The sequence below is a fragment of the Marinobacterium sp. xm-m-312 genome (assembly GCF_013283295.1).
Classification (GTDB): domain Bacteria; phylum Pseudomonadota; class Gammaproteobacteria; order Pseudomonadales; family Balneatricaceae; genus Marinobacterium_E.
In genome coordinates this window covers 91,449-115,968 of the sequence record NZ_WBYS01000003.1, presented here as the reverse complement: position 1 = coordinate 115,968, position 24,520 = coordinate 91,449, and the positions used below count along the sequence as shown (strand labels likewise).

Sequence of the window (24,520 nt, the reverse complement as noted above, 5' to 3'; positions counted from 1 at the left end):
TTATGAAAACCCCTATTACACTCCTCACAGGCTTTTTAGGCAGTGGAAAAACCACACTACTGAATTACTTAATTAATCAGCCTGAACTATCAGATACTCTGGTTATCATTAATGAGTTTGGTGAAATCGCCTTGGATCATCTGTTGGTGGCTGAGAGCAACGAGAATGTCTTGATGGAGATGGACAGCGGGTGCATGTGTTGCACCGTGCGGGGTGATCTGGTCAACACGCTTCACGAAGTAACCGCACAAATTTCAGAGCCTGAGGGTCGACAATTCAAGCGCATCATCATTGAGACAACTGGGTTGGCAGACCCTGCGCCCATCATTCACACTCTGATGACCGATCGCTGGATTGCCGAAGCCTATCAATTAGATGGTGTTGTCACGACGGTCGATCTGGCTACGGGGTCACACACCTTAGATCAGCATAAAGAGTCCGTAAAACAGGCTGCTTTGGCAGACCTGCTGCTACTCACCAAAGGGGATATGACCGATAAAGTGGCAAAAGAGGCGTTAATCAGCCGACTTACCCAAATCAATCCCAGTGCGCGTAAGCTTGAGGTGGCCAGCGGTAAAGCAGACCCTAATCAGCTGCTCAACCTAGGATTGTTCACTACTGAGGGCAAACTAACCGATGTAGAGGCCTGGTTAAAAGAGGAGGCTTATTCTGAACAACATGATCACCACCATGACCATGATTGCCATCAGCATGGCTGCGATCATGATCATGCCAAACGTCATGGTGACAACATCGAATCCTTCTGCCTGACCGTTGAAAAGCCGATTAGCAAAGAAGCGCTTCAAGATTGGATGCAGTTATTAATGAGTCTAGTCGGCAGCAACATCCTACGTATCAAAGGCCTACTAAATATTGAAGGCGTTGCAGAACCCCTAGTCATTCATGGGGTACAGCAACTGTTTCACCCACCCGTTCCTCTACCAGCCTGGCCAAACGATGATCAGCGAACACGATTAGTGTTTATCACGCAAAACGTCAGCAAAGAGTTTATCGAGAACACGTTTAAGGAGCTGATTGATATTGCGGAGCCGTAAAGTAAAAACCCCATGAAATAACGACATTTCATGGGGTTTTTCAGTTAATCGCGACCTCTTCGAGATCGCTCCTACTGTTTATACTGCAGGTTCTACCACTAACTCTGGGTGGCGAAGCATGTTGTTTGTAAGGCGGACAATCGCATAAATCGTCGCGGCCTGAATCAAGAACATAACCCCGATACCCAACCAGTAGACTAAGCCAAACTTAGCGACAATGCCGTTGCCGACAATCGCAACGTGCCACCAGAAAAGGTTCAGCACAAAGAAGGCAACACCTGGGCAGACCAGACCAAAGGCAACTGGGCTGTGCTCACCTCCGTGCAGATACTTGTCTAGGTAACCATTCAACTTCATGACACGGTACCCAACCATCAAGATCACGGCTTGCAGGGCAACCATCAACGTCATCATTTGGAAGTTATCGCCAGCATCCAATGCACCACCGGTTAGGTGAGCAATGCCATGTTCCATACGTAACCACTCAATACCGAGCAGTGTCACAATCGGTACCAACATCCAAAGACTTGGCGTCGCTTGCTCTTGTAGACCATGCTGCATCATCGCATTGACGCCCGACACCAAAACGACCAGAACAACCAACACTGCGGCGATTAAGAACAGGTAAGAGAACACCGCGGCAATTGTAATAACAGCGGGAATGTGTGACATCGCTGCAGGCGCCGCAAAGCCGACCGATAGCATCGAAAAGGTAAAGGCCGCCATCAAAGGTGAAAGGTGGTTGTGCTCTTCACTGCGGTAACCCCCCTGCGTCAACATGCGACCCAAGTAACGTCCGTACATTTTTAGCGCGTAGTAACCGATGATCAAAAAGGCGATCAGCGCGCCGGGGAACATCCACTCAATAATCGTCCATAGACCCGGAACAAATAGCGCACCCGATACAAACATCACGTTCACTGTCATGGAGAAGGTCAGAGGCAAGGCCATCATTTGAACTTCAGCGGGTGAGTTCAAAATCTTCTCGTGGGCGTCAGTGCCTTTAACTGCGTTGTATTCGCGGATATTCCAAACCAACAGCGCAATGTGCAACAAGCCAAAAATAACGACACCGGCAATAGCAAAAACGATAATCAATGGCATTGGAATACCACTGGCAATGTCAGCACTCCAGGCACTCGTCCAGTGGTCCCAAGTTGGCATAGGGTAACCCTTATGCGGAACCATCCACATTAGGTACATAAAAAATGCCACTGACATACCGCCAGCGCCAAGTGCAGCTAAGAAAAAGCTAGGATGCCAAGGCTGAGTTGAGTCTCTTCTGAACATGGGAGATCTCCTAATTAGTTAAACCATAATGTATTAGACTTTTCTAATATATTAACAAATCATTAAATTAGCAATATCTAATATAGATATTAATCATCCCCTTTTGATTTATCGCAAAAGCCTATAAATCCGGTTGCGGATTCTCAATGCGACGATCACTGCATGAATAGATACTGCTCGCCAAGCTGGTCGAGATGACTCGACCATTGAGCGGGGAGGTACTCCCCAAAACGTATCGTCTTCAAGGGGAATTATTCAATGGAGATGCTAGGACTCTATCCAGTCTGGTTTGAGCCGACACTCGGTTCAGGTTGGATCATCGGTATCATTGCGACCATACACGTTCTGTTTTCACACACATCTGTGGGTGCAGCACTGGTCTTCTCTTACCTTGCGGTGGTCGCTTACCGTAAGAACCGCCCAGAGCTTCTCGACTACATTCGTCGTTACGGCCTGTTTCTTTTGGTCTTCTCTTATGTCTTAGGTTCGATTACCGGACCAGGCATCTGGTTCTCAACTACGGTCGGCAGTCCGCGTGGTATCTCTGCACTGATTCATAGCTTTGTCTGGAAGTGGGCAACCGAGTGGGTCTTCTTTGTCATCGAGGTCATCGGTGTCTACATGATCGTCTACTTGGTGAATAAGGTGGATCAGAAAACACACCTGCGCATCAGTATCATCTTTGGCCTAGCCTCTTACACCACCATGCTAATCATTATCGGTATTCTGTCGTTCATGCTGATGCCTGGTAATGAAAACTGGTACACCGAAGGCGGTTACTTGAACGGTTTCTACGGCGCCAACACCTTTGCGCAATTGGCTATGCGAACGGCATTTATGTTCACGATGACAGCTGTGGTCGGTGGCATTGTTGCCTCTTCAATTAAAGATATCGATTTCCGCAAAGAGATGGTCCGTCGTTTGGCGATTCTAGGTTTGGTAGCAACTGCAGCCGGTCTTGGTCTATTCAAATGGTACCTATCAACCATTCCAGCAACCGCTGAATTGGTGATGGAGAATCGTCTACCGGAGTACTTCACACCCGCTCTAATCTCTGTAATGGGCGGCATCATGGCCTATTTCGCAGCGACGTTGGCCGCACCTAAACTGCTAAAACCAGCCATCGCGGGCGTAATGACGGTCGTCATTTTGGTGTTCGGACTTTGGCCAGAGGAAGTGGCGCGTGAGTCGATTCGTAAGCCTTATGTAGCAGGTGGATACGTCTACTCTAACCAGGTTATTGGTCGAGATGTTCCGGGGCTGGGGATTCACAGTGAGATCCCGACCATTGAAGAGCATGGTTTCACTAACGCTCTAATCTTCCTTCCCGAGGAGCTCCGCACGGTGACTGACTCTAATAAAGAGGCGGTTGGTCAAGCTCTGGCGTTGAACACCTGTTCAAACTGTCACTCACTGACCGATACAGGGATTCGTCCACTGACAAATTACTTTGGTGACGACTCTAGCGAGTCGGATATTGCGGCCTATCTAAGAGCTGCACTGTCGAGTGGCACAACGCTCTACATGCCACAAATTCCACTTCAACAAGATGAAGCCGTGGCCTTGGCTAGCTTTATTCGTCAGTTGAAAGATCAATCTATTGCTGTCGCGGCTGATCAGGGTAATCCGATCACTGTGTCTCAGTCTCACTAAGGAGTATCACGATGAATGTAGACTCTTTATACGCACTTCGTGATGTGGCTGGGGTTCCCTCACATCCGATTCTATTTTTAGTGTTAGGTGTCGTCACCTTTGCACTTCATATGTTTGCGGTTCACGTTATGTTGGGCGGTGCAGCACTGACTATTCGTGGTGCATTAAGCCAAGACAGCTACTGGCGCCAGCTTGCTAATGCCATGCTATCGACCGCAAAGATTGCGGTGTCGGTTGCCGTGGTTATCGGCGTTGCGCCTCTGCTGTTTGTGCAGGTGATCTATGATCCTTTCTGGTACACCTCTAACGTGTTGTCCGCTTGGTGGGTCATTGGATTCATCATCATACTGTCAGTCGCTTATCTGTTGATCTACCTCTTCTATTTTAAAAATGAAGATCTGACTCAGAATAAGACAAAATGCCCCGGCAGCATGATGCTATCGCTCGCGCTATTCATTGTTGTGGGTCTGATCATGCACACCTTAACCAACCAGATGCTATCCCCTGATCAGTGGATGGAGTGGTACGCACCACAGGGTCAAATCGATGCCAGCGGCACTCAGTTACACTCCATCAACTGGGCGCGTTTCATCTTTATGATCGCTCTCGCAGCACCTGTGACCGGCGCTTGGCTTTACGGCTACCGCCACTACATCAGCGTTCGTCCTGGTAGCGACTCGGGTTACCTTGAGTTTGTTCATAGTCTAGCGCGCAAACTGCTTGCACAAGGCTCTGTGGTATCGCTTCTTATTGGTGCACTCTGGATGGTTAGCCTGCCAGAAAACCAAACTGAGTTTTTAACCAACCCGATGCTCTACATCACCGCCCTAGCATTGATCGCTTTAGCGATGGTGCCGACTCTGTTTGGCAGCAAAATTAACAACGGCTACACCGCCTACTGGTTAGTGGCGATCGCCTTTGTAGTGATCGCACTGGTCGCGGTTGATCGTGAAATCATTCGCTGGTTTGCCCTAGTCGTTGAGTCTGGCTACAACCCAATGGACTACCCAATCAACATGGATTGGTACAGCACCATTCTGTTCTTTGCGACCTTCGCGGTGGTAGGTGGTATGGCCTGTACTTACCTTCTCACGGTCGCGTGGCAGGCAGGTCAAACAGAGGGGACCTACACGCCCTCTGTGGCTATCTCACGCCTCGGCAACTGGACCATTTACATCATCGCAATCTGGATCGTGCACTACTTTGCCGTCGGATTCTGGGTATGGGCACAGTAAGGAGATGACGATGAAAAAAGTAATGATTTTAAGTGCCCTGCTCCTATCGACCACAGCTTTTGCTGATGAACGAGCAGAAATTATGGCGAACAATTGTGCAGGCTGTCATGGCACAGATGGCATTGTTGAAAACTCTCCGCTCATCAGTATTGCGGGGCTTAAGGCTGATGTGTTCATTCAGACCATGAAAGATTTCCGTAGTGACGAACGCTCTTCAACCATTATGCGAAATGTTGCTTTAGCACTCACTGATGATGAGATATCAGCCATGGCTCAATACTTTGAAACACTGCCTACGGGAGAAGAGAAATGATCTCACGTCGCGAATTTCTATCATTAGCCGCTGCGTTCAGTGCAACGGCTGTTATACCCGCTGGTGCTTTTGCTGCAAGTAAAGCAAACATTGTTGTGATCGGAGGGGGTGTTGGCGGAGCGACATTTGCCAAGTACCTTCGACGCAAAGCACCCAACGTTAACGTTACGATCATCGAACAGAATCCAATCTATGTTCGCCCCTACGGTTCATCCGAGGTACTGACAGGTCACGTCGACATGTCTGACCTAGAGGTAAACTACGATGTACTGCGCAATAAATATGGCGTGAATGTGGTGATTGATCGAGCGATTGGACTTGATGCTGACCGTCAGATCATTAAGACAGCCTCGGGGGCTAACTATGCCTATGATCGGTTGGTTGTTTCACCGGGTATCGAGCTCAACTACGAAAAGGTCGAAGGCTACACAAAAGAGCTAGCCGAAACCAAAGCACCTTCTGGCTGGATTCCAGGATCACAGACTGCTCTGTTACGTGACCAGATCAAAAACATGCGCCAAGGTGGCACGATGCTGATTGTTGCTCCACCCAATCCATACCGCTGCCCTCCGGGACCTTATGAACGCGGTGCGCTGATTGCAGAGTGGATGCAGAAGCACAATCCAACTGGCAAGGTGATTATCACCGATCCAAAGAACAAATTTACCGCGGGCAACAACTTCCTATTGGGTTGGAACCGCCTCTACGGCTACAACATTCCAATGGAATTCATGGATGGTATGCCAGACGATGTCGTTGAACACTCAACACCTGGCATGATCGACTGGATACCTGGCAAAGACGGCGGCACCCCTCTCTCTTTTGATGCGGCCAATATGAGCATTGAAACTGAAGGTGGCAACATCAAAGCCGATGTCATCAACATCGTTCCTCCAATGAAAGCCGGCAAAATTGCTCAAAAGTTTGGCCTAACCAATGAACAGGGTTGGTGTCCGGTCAATCGAGTCACCTTTGAATCACAAAAGATCGCAAATGTTCATGTGCTTGGCGACGCCTCCATAGCAGACGCTATGCCCAAATCAGGCTTTGCCGCTAACACTCAAGCGAAAGTAGCAGCCTATGCCATTGCGCATCTATTGGCCGGCGAAGCACCGGAGCAGAGCCCTGCATTTGAAAACACCTGTTACGCATTGGCAGGTTCAGATTACGGCTTCTTTGTCTCTGCAGTCTATGAACTTCGGGATGGAAAAATCGCCAAAAAAGAGGCTCCAGGCCTACAAGACCTGAATGCAACAGAGGCTCAACGTCGTTTAAGTGCCGTCTATCAACAGGCTTGGATGAAGTCATTTACTGAGGATTGTTTCGCATGAAAAAGTTAATTCTCTCGACCGTCGTTACCTCCCTGCTAGCAACAAACGTGATGGCGAGTGACGCAGTCATCGCAACAAAAGAGTGGACTTCTAGCACTCTTAGGCAGGCCGTATCCACTCGTCCCGCAGGCGATGCGACACGTGGTGCCCAACTCAATGAGCATTTGATGTGCAGCTCCTGTCACGGTAAAGAGGGGCTACCACCGACTAACCGTTGGCCAGCCGTTGCAGGACAGTTGGAGAGCTACACCTACAAGATGCTGTTGGACTATCAGTCCGGCGCGCGAAGCGAGGATAACCGAGCTAACATCATGACGGCCGTCGCTGACCTAATGTCCGAACAAGACATGTCAGATGTTGCTGCCTACTACGCATCGCTACCCGCACCGACCCTAGCGCAACAGTCAGCACCGGCACTGGTAACCGAGGGTGATAAAGATCGACTGATTACTGCCTGTGCCTCTTGTCATGGTCTAAGTGGCCAAGGTGGTATTAAGGGAACCCCTGCTATTGCGGGCCAAACTGCCGAGACTTTGAAGCGTGCGTTAGAGATGTATCGCAGTGGTGATCGTGACTCTGATCTCTATTCTGTCATGCGACAAGCAAGTCAAAGACTCACAAGTAGTGAAATTGACTCATTAGCCAACTATTATAGTGGAACTAATTAACTATAAGAGCGTTGAGTATGGGAACACTGGTTGGTCAAGGGCACTGTTTAACCTGCCCGATTAGGCCGTCGAGTCTGTTTGGATGTCTAAAAGAGTCCGAGCTTTCGCTGATTGAAGATTTTCAGACGCGTGTCATTAAATTTGAGACGGGCGACATTATCTACAACGAGGGCGAGAGTCTCGGACTGATCTACACTCTTCGAGCCGGCCATATCAAACTGACTAAATTCAACAATGAGGGCAATGCTCAGATTGTTCGCTTAGTTCGTCCTGGCGATCTCTTTGGCTATGAAAAGCTGATCAGCAGTGGCACCTATATGCACACAGCCGAGGCGCTGGAACCGATCGAGCTCTGCCAGCTTTCGGTTGAGAAGTTGAACCACCTGCGTGATCAGAGTGGCGCCATCAACCAAGCCATTATTGAACGTGCACTGCAGCAGGTGATGAAAACAGAAGATCACCTAACCCAGGTAGGTCTACTCAAATCCAAACCTCGTTTGGCTTGGTTCCTGCTTCAATGGGTGGGTGAGACTGCAGAAGCGGTCAGCTTCCCGATCAGTCGTAGAGACCTCGCTCAGTACCTAGGCTTAACCATCGAGACCATTTCACGCCATACCGCGGAGTGGAAACGCCAAGGCATTATTAGCGAATCAAAGAACTTGTTAACGATATCTGACAGAGATGCTCTGCAGGAAATAGCGAACAGCTAAAGGAGTTCCAATGAAGACAGCACAAGATCTAGTCATGGCCGCAAAGGCGACCATTAAAGAGGTCAGCGTTGCAGATGCCGATGGTGCCATTCACGACGCTGAGATCGTTATTGATGTGCGTGAACCGGCCGAATATGAACAGGGCCATCTAAGTGGTGCTATCAATATTCCGCGTGGTCTTCTCGAGTTTAAAATCGGTGGCATGCCGGCTCTAGAGTCGCGTGACACCAACATCGTAATCTACTGTAAGACCAGTGGTCGTGCTGCTCTTGCCGCTGCATCTCTTGCCGAAATGGGCTACCTGAATGTCACATCCATTGCCGGCGGTTACGACGGATGGGTAGAGGCAGGTAAGCCGGTTGTGACCCAGAACTTGCCTGAGTTCGGTTAATCACAAGAGCCACACCCTAAGAATCAAAAACGGCGCTCAAAAGCGCCGTTTTTATTTTTGATTTACTGACTAGGGTTTATAGGCGGCGTTTTGTTGCCAGCCAATAAAACCAGACTGCAGAACCACAACATTTTCTCGTCCCGCGACACGCAGTGCAAAAGTAGCCTGTGCTGAGAGAGAACCTGTATTACAGAACAGAATCACCTTGCCAGTCTCTGGAATCTCGTCGATGCGATCCAATACCTGGCGCCACTCAATGTTGATCGCACCCGGAATAGTCGCTTCTGCGAACTGCTCTGCATCACGAGTATCGATAAAGGTTGATGCTTCAAATACGACTTGATCAATCTGCTGAGGGACCATAATACCCGACTCATACTCTTGAAAAGCCATGTAGTCGTTCATCGCTTCAATCGCCTCTTCGTTGGCAACCGCAGCAGACATATTAAATGTGAATAAAATCGTAACCAACGAGGTCATTAAGGCACGCATCATTAAACCCTACTCTTAAAATTATCAATTGGCTGCATTGTAACGACACAACCTGTAAAACTCAGTGATTCATTTAGACTCTTTTGCCACAAATAAAAGTCTCTCTATAACGTTAGTGCATCAGGCTGATGGACAGAGCGTCTTGGCTGACAAATTAATCACCGCTTCACAACCTGGGTCCTTGGCATGGAAACTAGCCCGCACTCGATAGTCACCTTCCGCAACCGTCCACATACCTGTTTTGATATCAAAGTATGCAAAACGACGAAGAGGTAGATGAAATGTTAGATCAGCACTCTCTCCAGCTTTCAGTTCCAGCTTCTCAAAGTCGGCCAACTCGAGTTCTGGACGTTCAATGTCAGAGTTAACTTCACCACAGTAAATCTGAACAACGGTCTGACCCTGTCGCTGACCAATATTGTTAACACTCACCTTCAGTTCGACATAATCATTAGCCACCTTTCGACAACTTAGATTTTCGAGTTGGTAATCACTGTAACTGAGGCCAAATCCGAAGGGGAATAGCGGCTCAATCTTGTTGGCCTGATAGTGACGATAGCCGATAAACACGCCTTCACGATAAAGCACATGGCCGTCTCGTCCAGGGTAGACCAGTGGGTCATCGGTGTAGGTAGGATTATCTTCCAACTTGACTGGGAAGGTCTGAGGCAAACGGCCGGAGGGATCTTGTTTGCCGAACAAAACATCGGCAATCGCATTGCCACACTCCTGTCCTGGGTACCAAGCCTGCAATATGCCAGATACTTGATCTACCCAAGGCATTTCAACCGGTCCACCCGTTTGCAATACCACTAGGGTGTTAGGATTAGCACTGGCCACGGCTGCGACCAACTCATCCTGACGTCCAGGGAGTTTAATGCCTTCAAGGTCACTTCCTTCCGTATCCCATTGACCGGATCGACCAACAAACAGGATGGCTACTTCGGCACTTTTTGCTAGTTCTACCGCAGCTTGTATTGCCTCATCCCCTAAGGGTTTTGATAGACCAAAGCGCCAAGCGGCAAGGTCGAGATTGTCCGTATCCTTGGTAGCAAACTCCATCTCAAGGGTATAGGTTTTACCTTCCTCGAATCGATAACTGGCAACGACCTCATCACATCCCTCCTCGAAGAAGGTTCGACCTTTCTGCCAGTGATCCCACACATTGATCACCAACTCGCCATTCACATAGAACTTGGCAAGGCCTGCACTGTGAAGGCCAATATTAAAATCGCCCGTCACCGTTGCTATATAATCAACACTCGCTCGCAGAGAAAATGCGTGTTGATCGACCAGTCCATTCGCAACAGGGGGCAGAATGAAACTCTGGCTCTCATCAACCTCTTCAGTGAAAACCACCTCACCCGAAAGATCTCGATTAGCGAAGTAATCGACTCGTATCTTTTGGTTGACCAGGGGCTCCCAGCGATGATTAGTACACCCCTGTGCATAATGAATAGCATCGCCACCCAGAAGGTTTGTTAATCCCTGCATAGGTGAAACTGAATAGTGGGGATTAAGCATCGAGGAGCCACCGCCCATGATCTGAGCCTCGATGGCATTAGGCCCAATTACCGCAACGCTCTTTAGGTCAGTAGACAGGGGTAGCAAGCCAGTGTTCTTAAGCAGCACACTAGCCTCAACACCGGCACGTCTGATCAGCTGCTGGTGTTCAGGGCGATTATCGGCAATCTCTTTGAACGGCGAAGCATCATTAATAGCACCGCAACGCTCCATCAACTGAACCATGTTAACGGCCAGCTGACGAACCTGTTCAACAGGCACTTCACCGCGATCCACGGCGTTGAGCAATGTGTCACCGCGGTCTCGGGTTGGCCCTGGCATCTCTAAATCTAAACCCGCATTAATGGTTGGTGCCGTTGTTCTAGAACCAAACCAATCGGACATCACAATGCCGTCATAGCCCCACTCGTTGCGAAGAATTTCTGTCAATAACCAGTGATTTTCGGCGGCATAGGTACCATTAATCTTGTTGTATGAGCCCATAATAGCCCAAGTACCCGCCTCTTTAATGGCAGCTTCAAAGGGGCGAAGGTAGATCTCGCGCAGTGTGCGCTCATCAATATCGGAACTGACCGTTGTGCGCTCAATTTCAGATTCATTTCCGATGAAATGCTTGGGTGTGGCAGCAACCCCTGCGCTTTGAAGCCCTCGGATGTATGAGACCGCCAGTGCAGCGGTTAGCTCAGGATCTTCTGAATAGCACTCAAAGTTACGGCCATTAGTCACAGATCGTTGAATATTGATGGTCGGACCAAGCAGCACGTGTGCCGATTTAGATTTAACTTCATCAGCAATAGCGCCACCCACCTTCGCAAGCAGGGCTCGGTTCCAGGTTGCGCCTAAGGCAATACCAACGGGGAAGCAGGCTGCCGTCACACCGCCAAATAGAGAACCACCACCACGTGCACCATTAGGTCCATCAGTGACACGCAGCTTATGGATTCCTAGTCTAGGGATAGCATTAACTGACCAAACATCTTCACCGGACAGTAGAGAGATTTGCTCTCTCAAACTCATCGAATCAACCAGTACCTCAGCCGTCTGTCGGTCAGCCATCACCTCTCCCTTTTATTTATTGGTTTTACCCTTTTAAACGTCGTGCAAAACGTTTCTCAATAGCGGTGATCATAGCGCCCGCAACATCCTTACCGGAAGCCCCCTCAATACCCTCTAAACCTGGGGATGAGTTAACCTCCAATAGAAGAGGGCCTTTGCGAGAACGGATGATATCAACACCCGCCACCTTCAGACCTAGGGTTTTAGCCGCTTTAATCGCTAGCTTGCGCTCTTCTGCTGAAATGCGAACCGAAGAGGCCGAACCGCCTTGGTGTATGTTTGCACGGAACTCGCCTGGTGCCGCAGTACGCATAATCGAAGCGACTACTTTGCCGTCAATGACAAAACAGCGTAGATCTTTGCCATCCGCCTCTTTGACAAACTCTTGTACCAACAAGTTAGCTCGAAGCGCTTTAAACGCGTTGATTACCGACTCAGCTGCTTTACCCGTTTCGGCCAACACAACTCCACGACCTTGCGAGCCTTCGAGTAGCTTTACGATCAAAGGTGCACCGCCGACCATCTCAATGAGGTCATTGGTATCCATCGGTGAATTGGCAAAGCCTGTTGTAGGAATATCCAAACCCGACTTCTGCAGCAGTTGCAGCGAGAAGAGTTTGTCACGCGAACTTGTGATCGCCTCTGCCGTATTCTGAACATAGACGCCAAGACTCTCAAAGTGACGAGCCAGTGCACAGCCATAAAACGTCATTGAAGGTCTAATTCTAGGAATGATGGCATCAAAATCGTTCAGGATAGCGCCACCACGGTAGTGAACCTCTGGATTATCAGCATCCATCTTCATGTAACACTGTTTGATGTTCAAGAAGACCATCTCATGTCCGCGCGCCTCACCCGCCTCAATCAAACGACGGTTTGAGTAGAGATCCGGATTGCTAGCCAACACACCAATTTTCAGAGCAGTGCGAGCTGTTGGGTTCACACCGTACATCTGATTACACTCAGTAATGGTGCGCTCACCCTGCAGACAACTACCTTCAGGATCAACGATCATGCGACCTGACATCGCTTCACGACCCAGCAACATTCTATAACCCATAGAATCACGGTTAGTGAGTGTTAACTCAGCCTCAAACGTTTGATCTGCCAGGGTAATGTTGGTTTTTACAACGTAACGTCTCTCGGCTGTTCCGCTTGATGACTTTACAGTACGGCGATCAACTACCTGAGCTTCACAACGAACAACTAGCTCATCATTTTTTTGCAGAGGGTGGATCTCGAAAGAGACCCAAGTGTCTCGATTACGAGTGAATTTACGAATGTTAAACGCATGCAGTGATGAGGTTTTTGCCCCCGAATCGACACGAGCTTTAACAGCGGGCAGGCCCAATAGAGGAAGGCCACACCACTCCTCAGAACCAACGATCAGTTTGTCCATAATGTTCTCCATTTAATGGGGCGAACCATAGCTCATAAATCCCCAATCACGTAGCTTTTTATAGCAACGATTGGTGAAAAATACTCAGCCTTTATCTGTATATTTTTTAGCCATATTTAATACCACTTTCAAAAAATAGGTCTATATTGAAGGAGATAGAGTTAAGTTACTGAATTCAGGAGTTGTAAATTGCGACGTAGGCAATTTATTAAAAACGCTGCGGGTATTGCACTGCCTGCAGCAATTGGGGGCTTCCCTGCGATTTTAAAAGCAGAGAATGCTCGCCCGACTATTCGTGTCATGGGAACTCACGTTACCCTGCAGGAAGAGCTACGTCTGCGTGCCGAAAAAGAGCTCGGGATTAATATTCAGTTCTACCCAGGCGGTAGTGCTGAAGTACTCATGCGCGCAACAACCAACCCCTCCTCATTTGATCTGTATGAGCAGTGGTCAAACTCCATAAGAGTTCTATGGAATGCCGGTGCGATTCAATCAATCGATACACAACGAATTCAGTACTGGAATGAGATCAATAACCTCTCGAAAAACGGTCAGATTTCGGAGGGCGCCAAGATCGGCCGCGGCGATGCACCACACCGTATTCTCTATGTACAGAAGGATAAAACTTTAGGCCGTGAGCCTAGCCAAAACGTTAGTTTCCTACCCTATGTGCACAACACCGACTCCTTTGGCTATGACTCACGCTACATTGATGTTGGCGAACCCTACATCACAGAGAGCTGGGGCTGGCTCTTAAACGATAACTATTCCGGTAAGGTCGCCATTGTGAACGAACCCACGATCGGCATATTTGATTTAGCCTTAGCCGCTCAAGCAAAAGGACTTATGACCTTTAATGACATAGGTAACATGAGTATCAGTGAGATCGATCAGCTGTTTGAGATCGCAATTGATTACAAAAAACGCGGCCATTTCAGGGGGGTATGGTCATCCGTCCCCCACTCCGTTGAGTTGATGGCGAACAACGAAGTCATCATTGAGAGCATGTTCAGTCCCGGTGCTTCTGCACTCCAAGGGCAAGGGATCCCGTGCATTTACGCTGCGCCGAAAGAGGGCTATCGAGCATGGCATGGGGTCATGTGTCTCTCCAGCCAAACGCAGGGTGAGCAAGAAGATGCAGCTTACCAATTTATGAATTGGTGGTTATCGGGTTACCCAGGAGCCTTTATTGCAAGACAGGGTTATTACATCTCCAACCCAGAACGCTCTAAACAGTTTATGAGTCCAGAGGAGTGGGACTATTGGTACGCGGGCAAACCCGCCGCTACATCGCTAAAAGGGACAGATGGCTCGATTTCAGTAGCAGAAGGTTCCATAAGAACGGGCGGATCCTACGAACAACGCTTCAGTAATGTTGCCGTTTGGAACAGTGTCATGGACACCTATGACTATACACTGCCCAAATGGAAAGAATTTGTGCTGAGTTAGGGGATTTGAATGCCTGCTCAAAGAGTTCCTTTTACCACTCGAATTTACACCGGTTATTTTTTAATGGGGCTGATTACCCTTGCGCTGGGGATTATTGCTTTTATCGGGCTCACAACCCTTAACAAACAGTTTGATCAACAAAACGATCTATCGAGCAATTTAAAACATGCAACGCAATTAGGTTTTCATGCAGCCGAGATGCAGAGCCGCGCTGAAACCTTTTTAAGAGTTGGTCAGACCCAAGCAGCCGACTCTGTCGACATTGCCTACCGATCTGCACTGTACGAGCTATCAACGCTCTCGTCATTAGAGAGCGAAACAGCCAAACCGATCATAAAACGAGTGGATGAACATCTTCATACTTTTCAAAAGGCGTTTAAGGCAGCTAAAACTCAGCGATCGCGCCGACAACAGCTTGTAAAGACAACACTTCCCAGTGTCACGAATAGTTGGGGCGCTCTAATCGAAGCCTATCAAAAGCAGACCATATCGGCCGGCTCTTTAGCGATTAGCAACAATATTTGGCGAGACCTATTAATCATCGAAAAACACATGGGGCAATATTTTGAGTCACTCAACCCAGCCGAGCTGGAACTGGTGGATGAGTACTATCAACACGTAATGGGGTTGATAGAAGATCTCTACATTCTAGAGAGCTACCCCCCACAAATCACCCGTTTAGATATCATCCATGACTCATTGGCTCGTGGTTACTCAACATTCAATGAGGGTGTTCAAACCACCCGAAACTATCTCTTTTTAATTAATGTTGTCATGGCGGCCGAGAGTTATGAAATTAAATATCTTTCTGAGAAATTAACTCAAGAGTTCAGGCAGGCCCTAAGCAGCACTCAAGAACAATCTTCAAGCATAGTCAGTTCTTTATCACAGCAGCTAATTGCACTCTGCATTCTCTTCATCTTGATGACGGTCATTATCGGAATGGTCGTCGGCAGAAGTATAGAGAGACCCATTGCCAGACTGAGAGAGATTTTTGATCGACTATCCAATGGCGAGCGAAAAGTACCCATCCCAACTTACCACTCTAAAGACGAGATAGCGGCCCTGGCTGTTTCAGCAGAGGCATTTAGGGAGGCCAACGAAAACACACAGAAGTTGCTCGATAAGTACCAAGAGCTCAGTTCGCAACTCGATGAGAAGGTCAAACAACGAACCAAAGAGCTCGAGAAAGCGAATCACCGATTAAAAGATCTATCAGTAAAAGATGGACTTACGCAGATCTATAACCGACGCTTCCTCGATGCAAGCTTGGTCGAAAACTTTAATCGTGCCCGACGCAGCGCCCTTCCACTATCGGTTATTATCTTAGATATCGATTACTTCAAAGCGTACAACGATACCTACGGCCATCAGGCGGGCGATACCTGTATTCAACGTGTCACCCAAGCGATGAGTCATATATTTCATCGCTCTACTGATACCGTCGCTCGTTACGGTGGAGAAGAGTTTGTTGCTCTCCTTTTCGACACGCCTGCACCAGCGGCACAAGCGCTTGCTGAAAAACTGCGTAAAGAGATTGAATCGAAAAACATTCCGCATCGTGCATCACCCATTGGTTGTGTCACGGTGAGTTTGGGCTGTTGCACCTGGACACCTGATACAGAATTCATGAGTGGCGAAGAGCTTTTAAATCAGGCAGACAAAGCGCTGTATCGATCTAAAGATAGCGGGCGAAACCAATTAGGCATCTGTTCTACAAAACCGCCATCAGAAGGGAGTAGCTGAGTATTCCTGCTAGTAATGAGTAGAGTAGGCTTCGCGTCCAAGCGCCAACCAACAAGGTTAAACACGCAGCGATCAGTCGAGTCGGCTCTAACTCTCCGCTGCTGCTACTTAACACCATAGGCATAGCTATACCCGGCAAAATAGCCACCGATGTATAGCCCAAAGCTCGCTCAACCGGTTTGGGAAGTTGACGATCACCAATTAGCCCTAAGAAAGAGAAACGAATCGCAAAGCTGCCCAGACTTAAGCCCGCTATGATCATCCAAACATACAGATCAGAGTGAATCATACAGCCTCCTTCGAACGGCGCTTTTCAAGCCAAACTTCCGATAGATAGCCCACCGCCAACGCCATGACTCCGGCCACCAAAAGTCCTGAACTGAATGGGAAATCTGCAAATAACAAGGTAAACAGGACTGAGGTAAATGCTGCAAGTAGGTGTGGAATACTTCTTAAAAGTGGTGCAACCAAGGCTAAAAAGGTGACGGGGACCGCAAATTCTAGCCCTAATTCGGATGGAATTTGATTGCCCACCACCGCTCCAAGATAAGTGCCGAGATACCATAGAGAGGAGACCGGAATCGCAACCCCAAAAAAGACACCTAACCGCTCATCCAACGAAAGGTTGGGGTTTTTATTGTGCTCTAGCGCTGTCACAGCGTATGACTGATCAAAAATCCAATAGCTTGCTAGGACTCTCTGCCAGAGTTTCGCTTTCCCAATCAGTGGCACTAGGGCAGCTGAGTACATGCCCATCCTCAGGTTCACCGCAAGCGAGGTGGCTAGAATAATGACGGTAGGGGCATTCTCCTCCATAAGTGTCACGGCTGTAATTTGCGCAGCGCCTGCTAAGACCGCAAAGCTAAACCCCATCACTTGAAGCACATTTAAACCTGCTTCTGTGGCTAAAAGCCCAAACAGTGTGCCAAATGGAACCATGACGATATAGAAAGGGAGCGACGAGATAAAACCACGCCTAGCGCCTTGCCAAAATAGCTTATTACGACCAAACAACAGAGGTTTCCTTATGGGACGGAAAAAGTGAGAATAGTGTTTCAGTTAGGTCCACTATTGTGATCTTTAGCCAACGCGACAACAAGTAAAAAGAGGAACTAAGTGCTCGACAAAATCCTGAATGCATTTCGCAATTCAAAATGGCGAGGCTCAAGTTTCATTATCGTGGGTATCGATTTTGTAGAACATCAACTCGCCCAAGCACTGATTGAGAGAGGTGGAAAAATAATAGCCTTTGTCGATGATGAGCCATGGAGCCATAAAACCGAGATGCTTGGAGCCCCGCTTCGATATCCAAGCGAAATAGAAGCACTGGCTCAGCGACATCATGTTCAAGCTGTGGTTACATTCAACCAAAGATCTGAGCTGCTGCCTGATGAATGCGTTAAGCAACTTAGCTCAATGAACATACCCACTGTCCAAATGGACCCAAACCTGAGTTTGGAAGAACAACTGAATACGATCTCTTCAACGCTGGACTCATATGAACAGAAGTAACGCGACACTGATTGGTTTTTCAGCCATAGCGCTCTGGGGTGCCTTGGCTCTGTTAACTCGGTTAACGGATAACCAGATCCCACCCTTTCAATTAATGTCGATGACCTTCGCCATTGCTTTTCTACTGATGCTTACCAAATGGCGTAAAGAGGGTCACTGGGGTGTCCGTTACGCAAAACAGAAAAAGTCTGTCTGGCTATTAGGCGTAAGTGGCTATTTTGGTTACCACTTCTGCTACTTTTTAGCGATGTCGAAAGCGCCGGCTGTGCAGGTCAGTCTATTAGCCTACCTTTGGCCCCTACTGATTGTTCTATTCTCTACCCTACTTCCAGGCCACCGTTTTAGATGGGCGCATCTAGTCGGCGCTCTATCAGCTCTAGCGGGCTGTTGGTTATTGATTGGGGGTGGCAGTGACGCCTTCGAACCGCAATACACGTCAGGCTATCTAATCGCCCTAGCCTGCGCTCTAATCTGGTCTAGCTTTTCTGTCACCAGCCGTTTGGCCGCCAATGTACCGACCGATGCGGCTGGCTGGTTTTGTGGTGCCACAGCGGTATTGGCCTTCTTCTGTCACCTCGCCTGGGAGACAACCGTCATGCCAGCCAATCTGATTCAATGGATAGGAGTGATTGGCCTTGGCCTGGGGCCAGTCGGCATCGCCTTTTTCACTTGGGATTACGGGGTAAAGCACGGCAATATTCAACTGCTGGGGGTACTAGCCTATTCGGCACCGTTGATCTCGGTCGTGCTGTTGGTTCTGTTTGGATTAGCGGAACCGAGCTGGTCTCTTGCCTGGGCCTGTCTGGCTATTGTCGGTGGGTCACTGATTGCAGGTTTTGAACGCAACAAAAAAGCCGCTTAATAGAGCGGCTCTTCAATCACTTAGCGGAACTTAAAACGCTGTACCCGCTTTACCGCCTAGCTTCTTCAGGATAATTGCCAATGGGCAGAATCCAGTAAAGGCTGTTTGGAATAGGTTCGCACCAACAAAGGCTGTGAACCACAACCAGTACTCACTGACAAACAGTGGGCTAGCCGCTACGCCCAGTGCCAAGCTCAACAAAACCATAAAGCCAGCAAAGGCAAATACCATACGTTCTACAGACATGTTCCGTCCCTCTCAAAATTGAAATTAAGTGGTTCAACTAGAACCAATATCGATATATTAGTTTTTACTAATTAAACAAGCAACTAATTTATAAAATGCACAGCGACCTCTAACCAAACCGTGTAAAATATTCAGATCGAAAATTTTTAAGGAGTGGGCGATCCCATGAACGAAATCACCATCAAAACACCCGATGATTGGCACCTTCACTTTCGTGATGGCGATATCCTTGCTGAGACAGTAGCAGCTACCGCTCGCTGTTTTGATCGTGCGATTGTCATGCCTAATCTTGCACCACCGGTTCGTAACGCTGCTGACGCAGAGGCCTACAAACAGCGCATCCTTGCTGCACGACCAGCGGGTTCGAACTTTGAGCCATTAATGACGCTTTACCTCACCGACAGAACCACCGCTGAAGATATCAATGAAGCGGCTAAAGCGGGCATTAAAGCCGTTAAGCTTTACCCTGCCGGTGCGACTACAAACTCGGATGCTGCAGTAACGAACATCGATGGCTTAGCCGATGTGTTCGCTGCGCTGGAAGCGAACAACATGCTTCTACTGGTCCATGGTGAGGTCACTGATTCGCATATTGATATCTTTGATCGCGAAAAAGAGTTCATCGATCAACGCATGGGGCCAATCACACAGAAGTACCCAACGCTTAAAATTGTCTTTGAGCACATCACCACCAAAGACGCAGCTGAGTTTGTGCTTGCGGCGGGCGGTAACATTGGTGCCACCATTACACCGCAACATTTGATGCTGAACCGAAATGACTTGTTAGTGGGTGGTATTCGCCCACACAACTACTGTTTACCTGTCTTAAAGCGCAACATTCACCAGCAAGCGCTACGTGATGTCGTTGCATCAGGGTCAGATAAGTTCTTCTTAGGCACTGACTCAGCACCTCATGAACAGGCTAAAAAAGAGACCGCCTGTGGCTGTGCAGGCTGTTACAGCGCTTGGGCAGCCATTGAGCTATACACCCAAGTGTTTGATGAGTTAGGGGCACTGAACAAACTAGAGGGTTTTGCGAGCCTACACGGCCCTAAATTTTACGGCCTACCGGAAAACAGCGGCACCATCACACTGTTAAAAGAGTCCTGGACACTACCAGAGAGCATCACTCTACCGAATGGCCGCCCCATCATCCCATTCATGGCCGGAAGTGAGGTTCAGTGGAAGCTGAAAAGCTAGAACTCACTTGCAAAGCGAGGCGGTATCAGTAAGATTCACGCCTCAAGATAAAGCGCCCGTAGCTCACCGGAGCGCCGGCCGGCTAGATAAAGTAACAGCTTCAGATCCTGTTGGTCGGGGGTTCGACAAATTGTGGCAAGAATTTGGACCGCTGTAAGCGCCCGAAGGGGCGTTGAATCGCTTAAGCGATTCAACGAGTCTATCCCGATGATGGATAGCACTATACAATTCAACAACTCAACGCGCCCGTAGCTCAGCTGGATAGAGTAGCAGGTTCCGATCCTGTTGGTCGGGGGTTCGAATCCCTCCGGGCGCGCCATCTTTACCTGAAAGGCCGAGGTCAGGATTGACCGAGTAATCCCGGGCGCGCCATCTCTACCTTCACCAAGCAAAACCAATCCGTTTAAATGGGTAATTCGACTTTAACGCCAAGCCCACCAAGCAATCCGTCACTAAAGCTTAAATTACCCGAATAGCTCTCTACTACCGCTTTACTGATGGCGATACCAAGGCCTGAACCTGACACTGCAGAATCTTCGTCTAAACGAACGCCTCGTTGAGTTAGTCGAATCATATTCTCTTGCGACACCCCTGTTCCATCATCCTCTATTAAAAGAATCCAACGGTGATTTTCACGTGAGTAGGTTATCGATAACTCAGCTTTTGAAGTCGCATACCTTAGGGCGTTATCTAGCAAATTGCCAATAAGCTCGAGCATATCATCTCGATCATAGGGGAGTTCATATCGGGGCAGTTGTTTTAGGTGTAACTCCTTACTGGGGTAAATTCGTTTAAAGAGCTCAACCATAGGGGTCAAGTCAGCGTAAGGAGCAAACAGTTTGCCGGGCGTTGGTGTTCCTGAAATACGAGCTCGTCGAAGTTCGCGGTCCATCAAATGCTGAAACTCTTCACTTAGAGCTATTGCCTTGGCAGAGTTTTCATTTGAATCTAGTTCAGAGGAGAGCCAGCGCAACTTCTGAATAGGCCGCTTCAGCTCATGAGCTAGATTGCCTAAACCTGTGCGTGATCTCTCTATTTGCGCAGCTGAGCGAGCCAATAATCGATTGAGCGCAGAGGCTAAAGGCGCTATCTCTCGAGGAAGTTGATCCGGGAATTGAATCGATGAACTGATGTCACCAGCCTCAATCGCTTGCCGAACTGGCTCTAGGCTAGCAAAACCTGATTTAACCATTCGCCTTTGTAGCCAAACGACCACCCCAAAAACAACCACCATGATTAGAAATAGCAGCAGTTCTAGCAGCCACTGATTGTGATAGAGCTCCGTTACATCCTCAGCAACCGCAAGCGTAAAATTGACATCTGATTTTTTAAATCCTTGAGTAAGAATCATCCAGCGCTGGTCATCATTAATAATCACCGCAATATCAACAATGCCAGGGGCAACTGACGATACATTAAGCTCGCGATCCCAAAGAGAGCGAGAGAGTGCCTGAAACTGCTCGGACTGAAGTTTGAAATAGTGGCCAGACTCTACGCGTTGATAAATAGAGGAGATACGCTCTTGTTGCAGTTGCCACTGACTGTTTGTATCCAAACTCAAAGCGGTGATAATCGTCTCTGCATCATGACCAAGGCGTTGTTCGATAATGTCATCAACAAACGAGCGAACAGTAAGATGTAAGGGCACTAACAGCAGAACAGCAAGAAGCAGCAGAAGTTTAGTTAAGCGAGACTGGAGATGCGCCTCAATTGAGTATCCCTGCTTAAACATCTTATTCGCTCACATCCAACTGAACGATGTATCCCTGGCCACGTTTGGTCTCAATGAACTCTTTCCCAAAATATTGGCGAAGACGGTTGATGTAGACCTCGATCACGTTGCTATCTTTGAGCATCTCCTCTTCATAGACATGTTCACTCAGCTCTGTCTTAGATACGATTTTTCCTGCATGAGTAATCAGATAACGCAGCAATCGAAACTCTTTGCCGGTCAATGAAATACTCTGCCCTAACGCATCAATTGCCTGTTGGGTATCAACGTTTAAAGAAACGCCCTGACAGACTAAAGTGTTATCTGCACGCCCTTGATTACGGCGCATCACCGCTTCTATACGCGCTTGGAGCTCTTCAAAATGGAAAGGCTTAGTAAGGTAGTCATCTGCACCATGCTTAAGACCATCCACCTTCTCTTGCCAGGAGTCGCGAGCCGTAAGAATCACAATGGGGGTATCAATACCCGCACCTCTCAGGTTAGATAGCACCTCAATTCCTGGGCGTTTAGGCAACCCCAGGTCGAGAATAATGCCGTCAAATGACTCTTCTTGAGCAAGAAACTCGCCATCTACTCCATCTCGGGCCACCTCCACTGCAAAGCCCGCTTTTTGCAATTGGGGTTTTAATTGATCGATGAGTTCGGTGTCATCTTCAATGAGCAGTAGGCGCATCATTAATCCTCCAATTTCTCTTGAAGAAGCTCACCCGAAGCTGCGTCGATGTAATACTCACGCACCTCACCGTCACCACCGAGAACCTCAAATTCATAGATCAATTTGCCATCTTTGCGTTCTAGCTCAAGATCTAAGATTTTGCCGATAAATGTCTGTGCGTGTCTGTCCTGTAGTTCCGAAAGTGAGAGGATATGACCCGACTCCAACAACTCCCTCGCCTCCCGCTGTGAGAGGTTATCTCCCGCAATAGAAGGCAACGAAAGTGCTAGGAGATTAATGATCCCAGCGGCCGTGATTCGGAATATTGACCGAGTCGTCATCAAAGTAGCCCTGCTCTGCTCTATCCCCGTGACAAGCCTGACACTGGCTAAAACTACCAACATCTGGATTACCGGTTACCATACGATCCGGTACCTCATCATGCTTCTTTTTAAAGTAACGTAACTCAGTAATACGCAGTGGTGTAGCGTTATCTGATACGCTGCGTAAAAACTTACGTGCCCTTCGATTTGAACTGTTTTCAGCCGCATTATCAACCAGATACTGAGTAATCGCTTGTTGTGATGTAGGATCCAACTCGGCATTTTCACCAAAGTGATTATCTAAATTACCCATCATCTTCTGCCAACTTCGCTCAGGTAGAAATCCTGTAGGATAGGCCATATGACAGTCTGCACACTCATCAATATAGAGCTGGCGTGCTGGCGAATTATCTGTCTGTTTTAAAGCACCATTTCGACGCTCACCGTACTCATCGTCATCTTGACCGAAGATTTTCCAGCCCTCATCAGCGAAGGCGACATTAACAACACCAACCATTCCAACCCCTAGAGCACTAGTAAGCAGTGTCGTACCCAAAATCCAACGGACCGTTTTAATGCTAAGTTTCATATTTCTATCTCGCTCTTATTGATTAGATAACCAGAGTAGGATGTCTCCTTTCTCTGCTGGGGTGCACTCGCGGCCAAGCGTCCATTTACAGTTCCTTAGGAACCACTTATTAATCTTATGATCCTGCGTAAGTCGCTCCGGATTTACGCTTGGCGCTAGAGGATCAATCGCCTTTTTGGTTTTTGCATGCTGGCCTACCAGTTTCACATCAGACCCATGACAGGTTGTACAGCTCTTACCGTTAAAGTCTCGGTTCCACAACGCTTTACCTGCGTCTGCATTAGCACTTTTACCACTAGCCGCCTCGAAGGCTGCCACCATGCGATCACTCACTGGCGTTGCATTTGCAGCCACTACAAAGAGTGAACCTATCAGTGCGATAGCAAATTTATTAATTCTCATCGCCCTTCTCCTCGATCTCTTTTTTCCCGTTGATCATCGCTCGAACTAGGTTTTCCCCATGGACTAAACTGCTGATTAAGACACCTGATATATGGAACAACACGAAGGCTAGAACTAGATTAGCAACGGCCTCATGAACGTCTTCCATCCAGTACCCTGAAATCGACTCTACCCAAGTGCCAGCAAGCGGTCCTATGCCATCTGGCGCTACAGAAGCCATGCCTGTAAAAGTGAGTAATCCAAGAGAGAGAAGCAGGACAATCACCATTAATCCACCTGCCGGGTTATGCCCCACATAGTGTTTAGGACGCAAAGCAGCCAGATCAATCAGATAGCTTTTAATCGTATTTATACGGTAAACAAAATCGCTGAAGCGTGCGTGGCGGGTGCCAATAAAACCCCACACAATACGGAAAGCTACTAAAGCGGCAATGGTATAACCGGCCCAGAAATGTAGAGTGTCAAATTCGTCTGCACTTATCCAAGCGATCGCAAAGCTCAACACGAGCGCCCAGTGAAAAACACGGACTAATGGATCCCAAACCCTGATCTCTTTTTTCATTGAATACTCCAAAGGTTTATTCAAATTTCTCAACTTGAATGAGATCTTGCCTTGAGCAAGATAAAACCAAGCTTAAAAATTTATTATGAGATTGGAGTTACAAAAAATTGAGGAGAAGCAGCTAA

General features: G+C 48.2%; 26 protein-coding genes, 1 tRNA gene and 1 pseudogene. 14 read left to right on the top strand and 14 right to left on the bottom strand.

Going from position 1 to position 24,520, the window contains the following annotated elements:
* Nucleotides 1–2: 2 nt before the first annotated feature.
* Complete coding sequence (locus XMM312_RS04845; RefSeq protein ID WP_173481935.1) at nucleotides 3–1,055, top strand: GTP-binding protein; 1,053 nt, start codon at nucleotides 3–5, stop codon at nucleotides 1,053–1,055.
* A 78-nt stretch (nucleotides 1,056–1,133) separates the two neighbouring features.
* Here XMM312_RS04845 and XMM312_RS04840 read toward each other — a convergent pair whose 3' ends face one another.
* Nucleotides 1,134–2,345 (bottom strand): hypothetical protein, encoded by a 1,212-nt coding sequence (locus tag XMM312_RS04840; protein WP_173481934.1) that lies wholly within the window; start codon nucleotides 2,343–2,345, stop codon nucleotides 1,134–1,136.
* A gap of 258 nt (nucleotides 2,346–2,603) precedes the next feature.
* Here XMM312_RS04840 and XMM312_RS04835 point away from each other — a divergent pair, with 258 nt between their 5' ends.
* The 7 genes from XMM312_RS04835 to XMM312_RS04805 are packed head-to-tail and all read left to right on the top strand — an operon-like array spanning nucleotide 2,604 to nucleotide 8,646.
* Nucleotides 2,604–3,998, top strand: a complete 1,395-nt coding sequence (locus tag XMM312_RS04835; protein WP_173488782.1) for a cytochrome ubiquinol oxidase subunit I — start codon at nucleotides 2,604–2,606, stop codon at nucleotides 3,996–3,998.
* An 11-nt stretch (nucleotides 3,999–4,009) separates the two neighbouring features.
* A complete protein-coding gene (locus XMM312_RS04830; RefSeq protein WP_173488781.1) occupies nucleotides 4,010–5,233 on the top strand; it encodes a hypothetical protein in 1,224 nt (407 codons plus the stop codon).
* Nucleotides 5,234–5,243: 10 nt separating this feature from the next.
* Nucleotides 5,244–5,546, top strand: a complete 303-nt coding sequence (locus tag XMM312_RS04825; RefSeq protein WP_173484129.1) for a c-type cytochrome — start codon at nucleotides 5,244–5,246, stop codon at nucleotides 5,544–5,546.
* Nucleotides 5,543–6,877 carry an NAD(P)/FAD-dependent oxidoreductase gene (locus XMM312_RS04820; protein ID WP_173488780.1) on the top strand — a complete coding sequence of 445 codons (1,335 nt, stop codon included), beginning with the start codon at nucleotides 5,543–5,545 and terminating at the stop codon, nucleotides 6,875–6,877. Before XMM312_RS04825 ends, XMM312_RS04820 begins: the two co-directional genes overlap by 4 nt.
* The gene (locus XMM312_RS04815; protein ID WP_173488779.1) at nucleotides 6,874–7,545 is read left to right on the top strand and encodes a cytochrome c; all 672 of its coding nucleotides are present in this window, start codon (nucleotides 6,874–6,876) and stop codon (nucleotides 7,543–7,545) included. Before XMM312_RS04820 ends, XMM312_RS04815 begins: the two co-directional genes overlap by 4 nt.
* Nucleotides 7,546–7,562: 17 nt before the next feature.
* Entirely contained in the window at nucleotides 7,563–8,255 is a 693-nt protein-coding gene (locus XMM312_RS04810) for a Crp/Fnr family transcriptional regulator (RefSeq protein WP_173481929.1), read from the top strand.
* Nucleotides 8,256–8,265: 10 nt separating this feature from the next.
* Nucleotides 8,266–8,646, top strand: coding sequence for a rhodanese-like domain-containing protein (locus tag XMM312_RS04805; protein WP_173481928.1), 381 nt, complete (start codon nucleotides 8,266–8,268; stop codon nucleotides 8,644–8,646).
* Between the two features lie 69 nt (nucleotides 8,647–8,715).
* Here the strand turns inward: XMM312_RS04805 and XMM312_RS04800 are convergent, their stop codons facing one another.
* The 4 genes and pseudogenes from XMM312_RS04800 to XMM312_RS11445 all read right to left on the bottom strand — a co-directional run.
* Nucleotides 8,716–9,141: a rhodanese-like domain-containing protein gene (locus tag XMM312_RS04800; RefSeq protein WP_173488778.1), complete on the bottom strand. Its 426-nt coding sequence runs from the start codon at nucleotides 9,139–9,141 to the stop codon at nucleotides 8,716–8,718.
* Between the two features lie 117 nt (nucleotides 9,142–9,258).
* Nucleotides 9,259–11,718, bottom strand: a complete 2,460-nt coding sequence (locus tag XMM312_RS04795; RefSeq protein ID WP_173488777.1) for a glycoside hydrolase family 3 protein — start codon at nucleotides 11,716–11,718, stop codon at nucleotides 9,259–9,261.
* A 25-nt stretch (nucleotides 11,719–11,743) separates the two neighbouring features.
* Entirely contained in the window at nucleotides 11,744–12,637 is an 894-nt protein-coding gene (gene rimK, locus XMM312_RS11450) for a 30S ribosomal protein S6--L-glutamate ligase (RefSeq protein ID WP_217362114.1), read from the bottom strand.
* A 75-nt stretch (nucleotides 12,638–12,712) separates the two neighbouring features.
* Nucleotides 12,713–13,117 (bottom strand): annotated as a pseudogene (locus XMM312_RS11445) (ATP-dependent zinc protease); the annotation flags it as partial.
* Between the two features lie 189 nt (nucleotides 13,118–13,306).
* Here XMM312_RS11445 and XMM312_RS04785 point away from each other — a divergent pair.
* Nucleotides 13,307–14,566, top strand: a complete 1,260-nt coding sequence (locus XMM312_RS04785; protein ID WP_254442851.1) for a PotD/PotF family extracellular solute-binding protein — start codon at nucleotides 13,307–13,309, stop codon at nucleotides 14,564–14,566.
* 9 nt (nucleotides 14,567–14,575) lie between these two features.
* Nucleotides 14,576–16,312, top strand: a complete 1,737-nt coding sequence (locus XMM312_RS04780; RefSeq protein WP_173484135.1) for a diguanylate cyclase — start codon at nucleotides 14,576–14,578, stop codon at nucleotides 16,310–16,312.
* Here the strand turns inward: XMM312_RS04780 and XMM312_RS04775 are convergent.
* Both XMM312_RS04775 and XMM312_RS04770 read right to left on the bottom strand, forming a co-directional pair.
* A complete protein-coding gene (locus tag XMM312_RS04775; protein WP_173484136.1) occupies nucleotides 16,281–16,601 on the bottom strand; it encodes an AzlD domain-containing protein in 321 nt (106 codons plus the stop codon). The two genes, XMM312_RS04780 and XMM312_RS04775, sit on opposite strands and share 32 nt — an antisense overlap.
* Nucleotides 16,598–17,326, bottom strand: coding sequence for an AzlC family ABC transporter permease (locus XMM312_RS04770; protein WP_217362110.1), 729 nt, complete (start codon nucleotides 17,324–17,326; stop codon nucleotides 16,598–16,600). Before XMM312_RS04770 ends, XMM312_RS04775 begins: the two co-directional genes overlap by 4 nt.
* Nucleotides 17,327–17,428: 102 nt before the next feature.
* On the opposite strand from XMM312_RS04770, the gene XMM312_RS04765 reads away from it, so the two are divergent.
* Both XMM312_RS04765 and XMM312_RS04760 read left to right on the top strand, forming a co-directional pair.
* On the top strand, nucleotides 17,429–17,824 hold the full coding sequence (locus tag XMM312_RS04765; RefSeq protein ID WP_173481922.1) for a nucleoside-diphosphate sugar epimerase/dehydratase: 396 nt from the start codon (nucleotides 17,429–17,431) through the stop codon (nucleotides 17,822–17,824).
* A complete protein-coding gene (locus XMM312_RS04760; protein ID WP_173488776.1) occupies nucleotides 17,811–18,686 on the top strand; it encodes a DMT family transporter in 876 nt (291 codons plus the stop codon). The genes XMM312_RS04765 and XMM312_RS04760 overlap by 14 nt, the downstream gene beginning before the upstream one ends.
* Nucleotides 18,687–18,716: 30 nt before the next feature.
* On the opposite strand, the gene XMM312_RS04755 is transcribed toward XMM312_RS04760, so the two are convergent.
* The gene (locus XMM312_RS04755) at nucleotides 18,717–18,932 is read right to left on the bottom strand and encodes a DUF2892 domain-containing protein (RefSeq protein ID WP_173481920.1); all 216 of its coding nucleotides are present in this window, start codon (nucleotides 18,930–18,932) and stop codon (nucleotides 18,717–18,719) included.
* Nucleotides 18,933–19,097: 165 nt separating this feature from the next.
* On the opposite strand from XMM312_RS04755, the gene pyrC reads away from it, so the two are divergent.
* Together pyrC and XMM312_RS04745 are read left to right on the top strand one after the other, a co-directional pair.
* A complete protein-coding gene (gene pyrC / locus XMM312_RS04750) occupies nucleotides 19,098–20,132 on the top strand; it encodes a dihydroorotase (RefSeq protein WP_173488775.1) in 1,035 nt (344 codons plus the stop codon).
* 242 nt (nucleotides 20,133–20,374) lie between these two features.
* Nucleotides 20,375–20,451: transfer RNA gene (locus XMM312_RS04745), tRNA-Arg, on the top strand.
* Nucleotides 20,452–20,535: 84 nt separating this feature from the next.
* On the opposite strand, the gene XMM312_RS04740 is transcribed toward XMM312_RS04745, so the two are convergent.
* The 6 genes from XMM312_RS04740 to XMM312_RS04715 form a co-directional block, all read right to left on the bottom strand.
* A complete protein-coding gene (locus XMM312_RS04740; protein ID WP_173482614.1) occupies nucleotides 20,536–21,864 on the bottom strand; it encodes a sensor histidine kinase in 1,329 nt (442 codons plus the stop codon).
* Nucleotide 21,865: 1 nt separating this feature from the next.
* Nucleotides 21,866–22,537, bottom strand: coding sequence for a response regulator transcription factor (locus tag XMM312_RS04735; protein ID WP_173481961.1), 672 nt, complete (start codon nucleotides 22,535–22,537; stop codon nucleotides 21,866–21,868).
* A gap of 2 nt (nucleotides 22,538–22,539) precedes the next feature.
* A complete protein-coding gene (locus tag XMM312_RS04730) occupies nucleotides 22,540–22,749 on the bottom strand; it encodes a PepSY domain-containing protein (protein WP_173481917.1) in 210 nt (69 codons plus the stop codon).
* A gap of 64 nt (nucleotides 22,750–22,813) precedes the next feature.
* A complete protein-coding gene (locus XMM312_RS04725; RefSeq protein WP_173481916.1) occupies nucleotides 22,814–23,431 on the bottom strand; it encodes a diheme cytochrome c in 618 nt (205 codons plus the stop codon).
* A gap of 15 nt (nucleotides 23,432–23,446) precedes the next feature.
* On the bottom strand, nucleotides 23,447–23,833 hold the full coding sequence (locus XMM312_RS04720) for a DUF1924 domain-containing protein (protein WP_173481915.1): 387 nt from the start codon (nucleotides 23,831–23,833) through the stop codon (nucleotides 23,447–23,449).
* A complete protein-coding gene (locus XMM312_RS04715; protein WP_173481914.1) occupies nucleotides 23,823–24,395 on the bottom strand; it encodes a cytochrome b/b6 domain-containing protein in 573 nt (190 codons plus the stop codon). Before XMM312_RS04715 ends, XMM312_RS04720 begins: the two co-directional genes overlap by 11 nt.
* Nucleotides 24,396–24,520 lie beyond the last annotated feature (125 nt).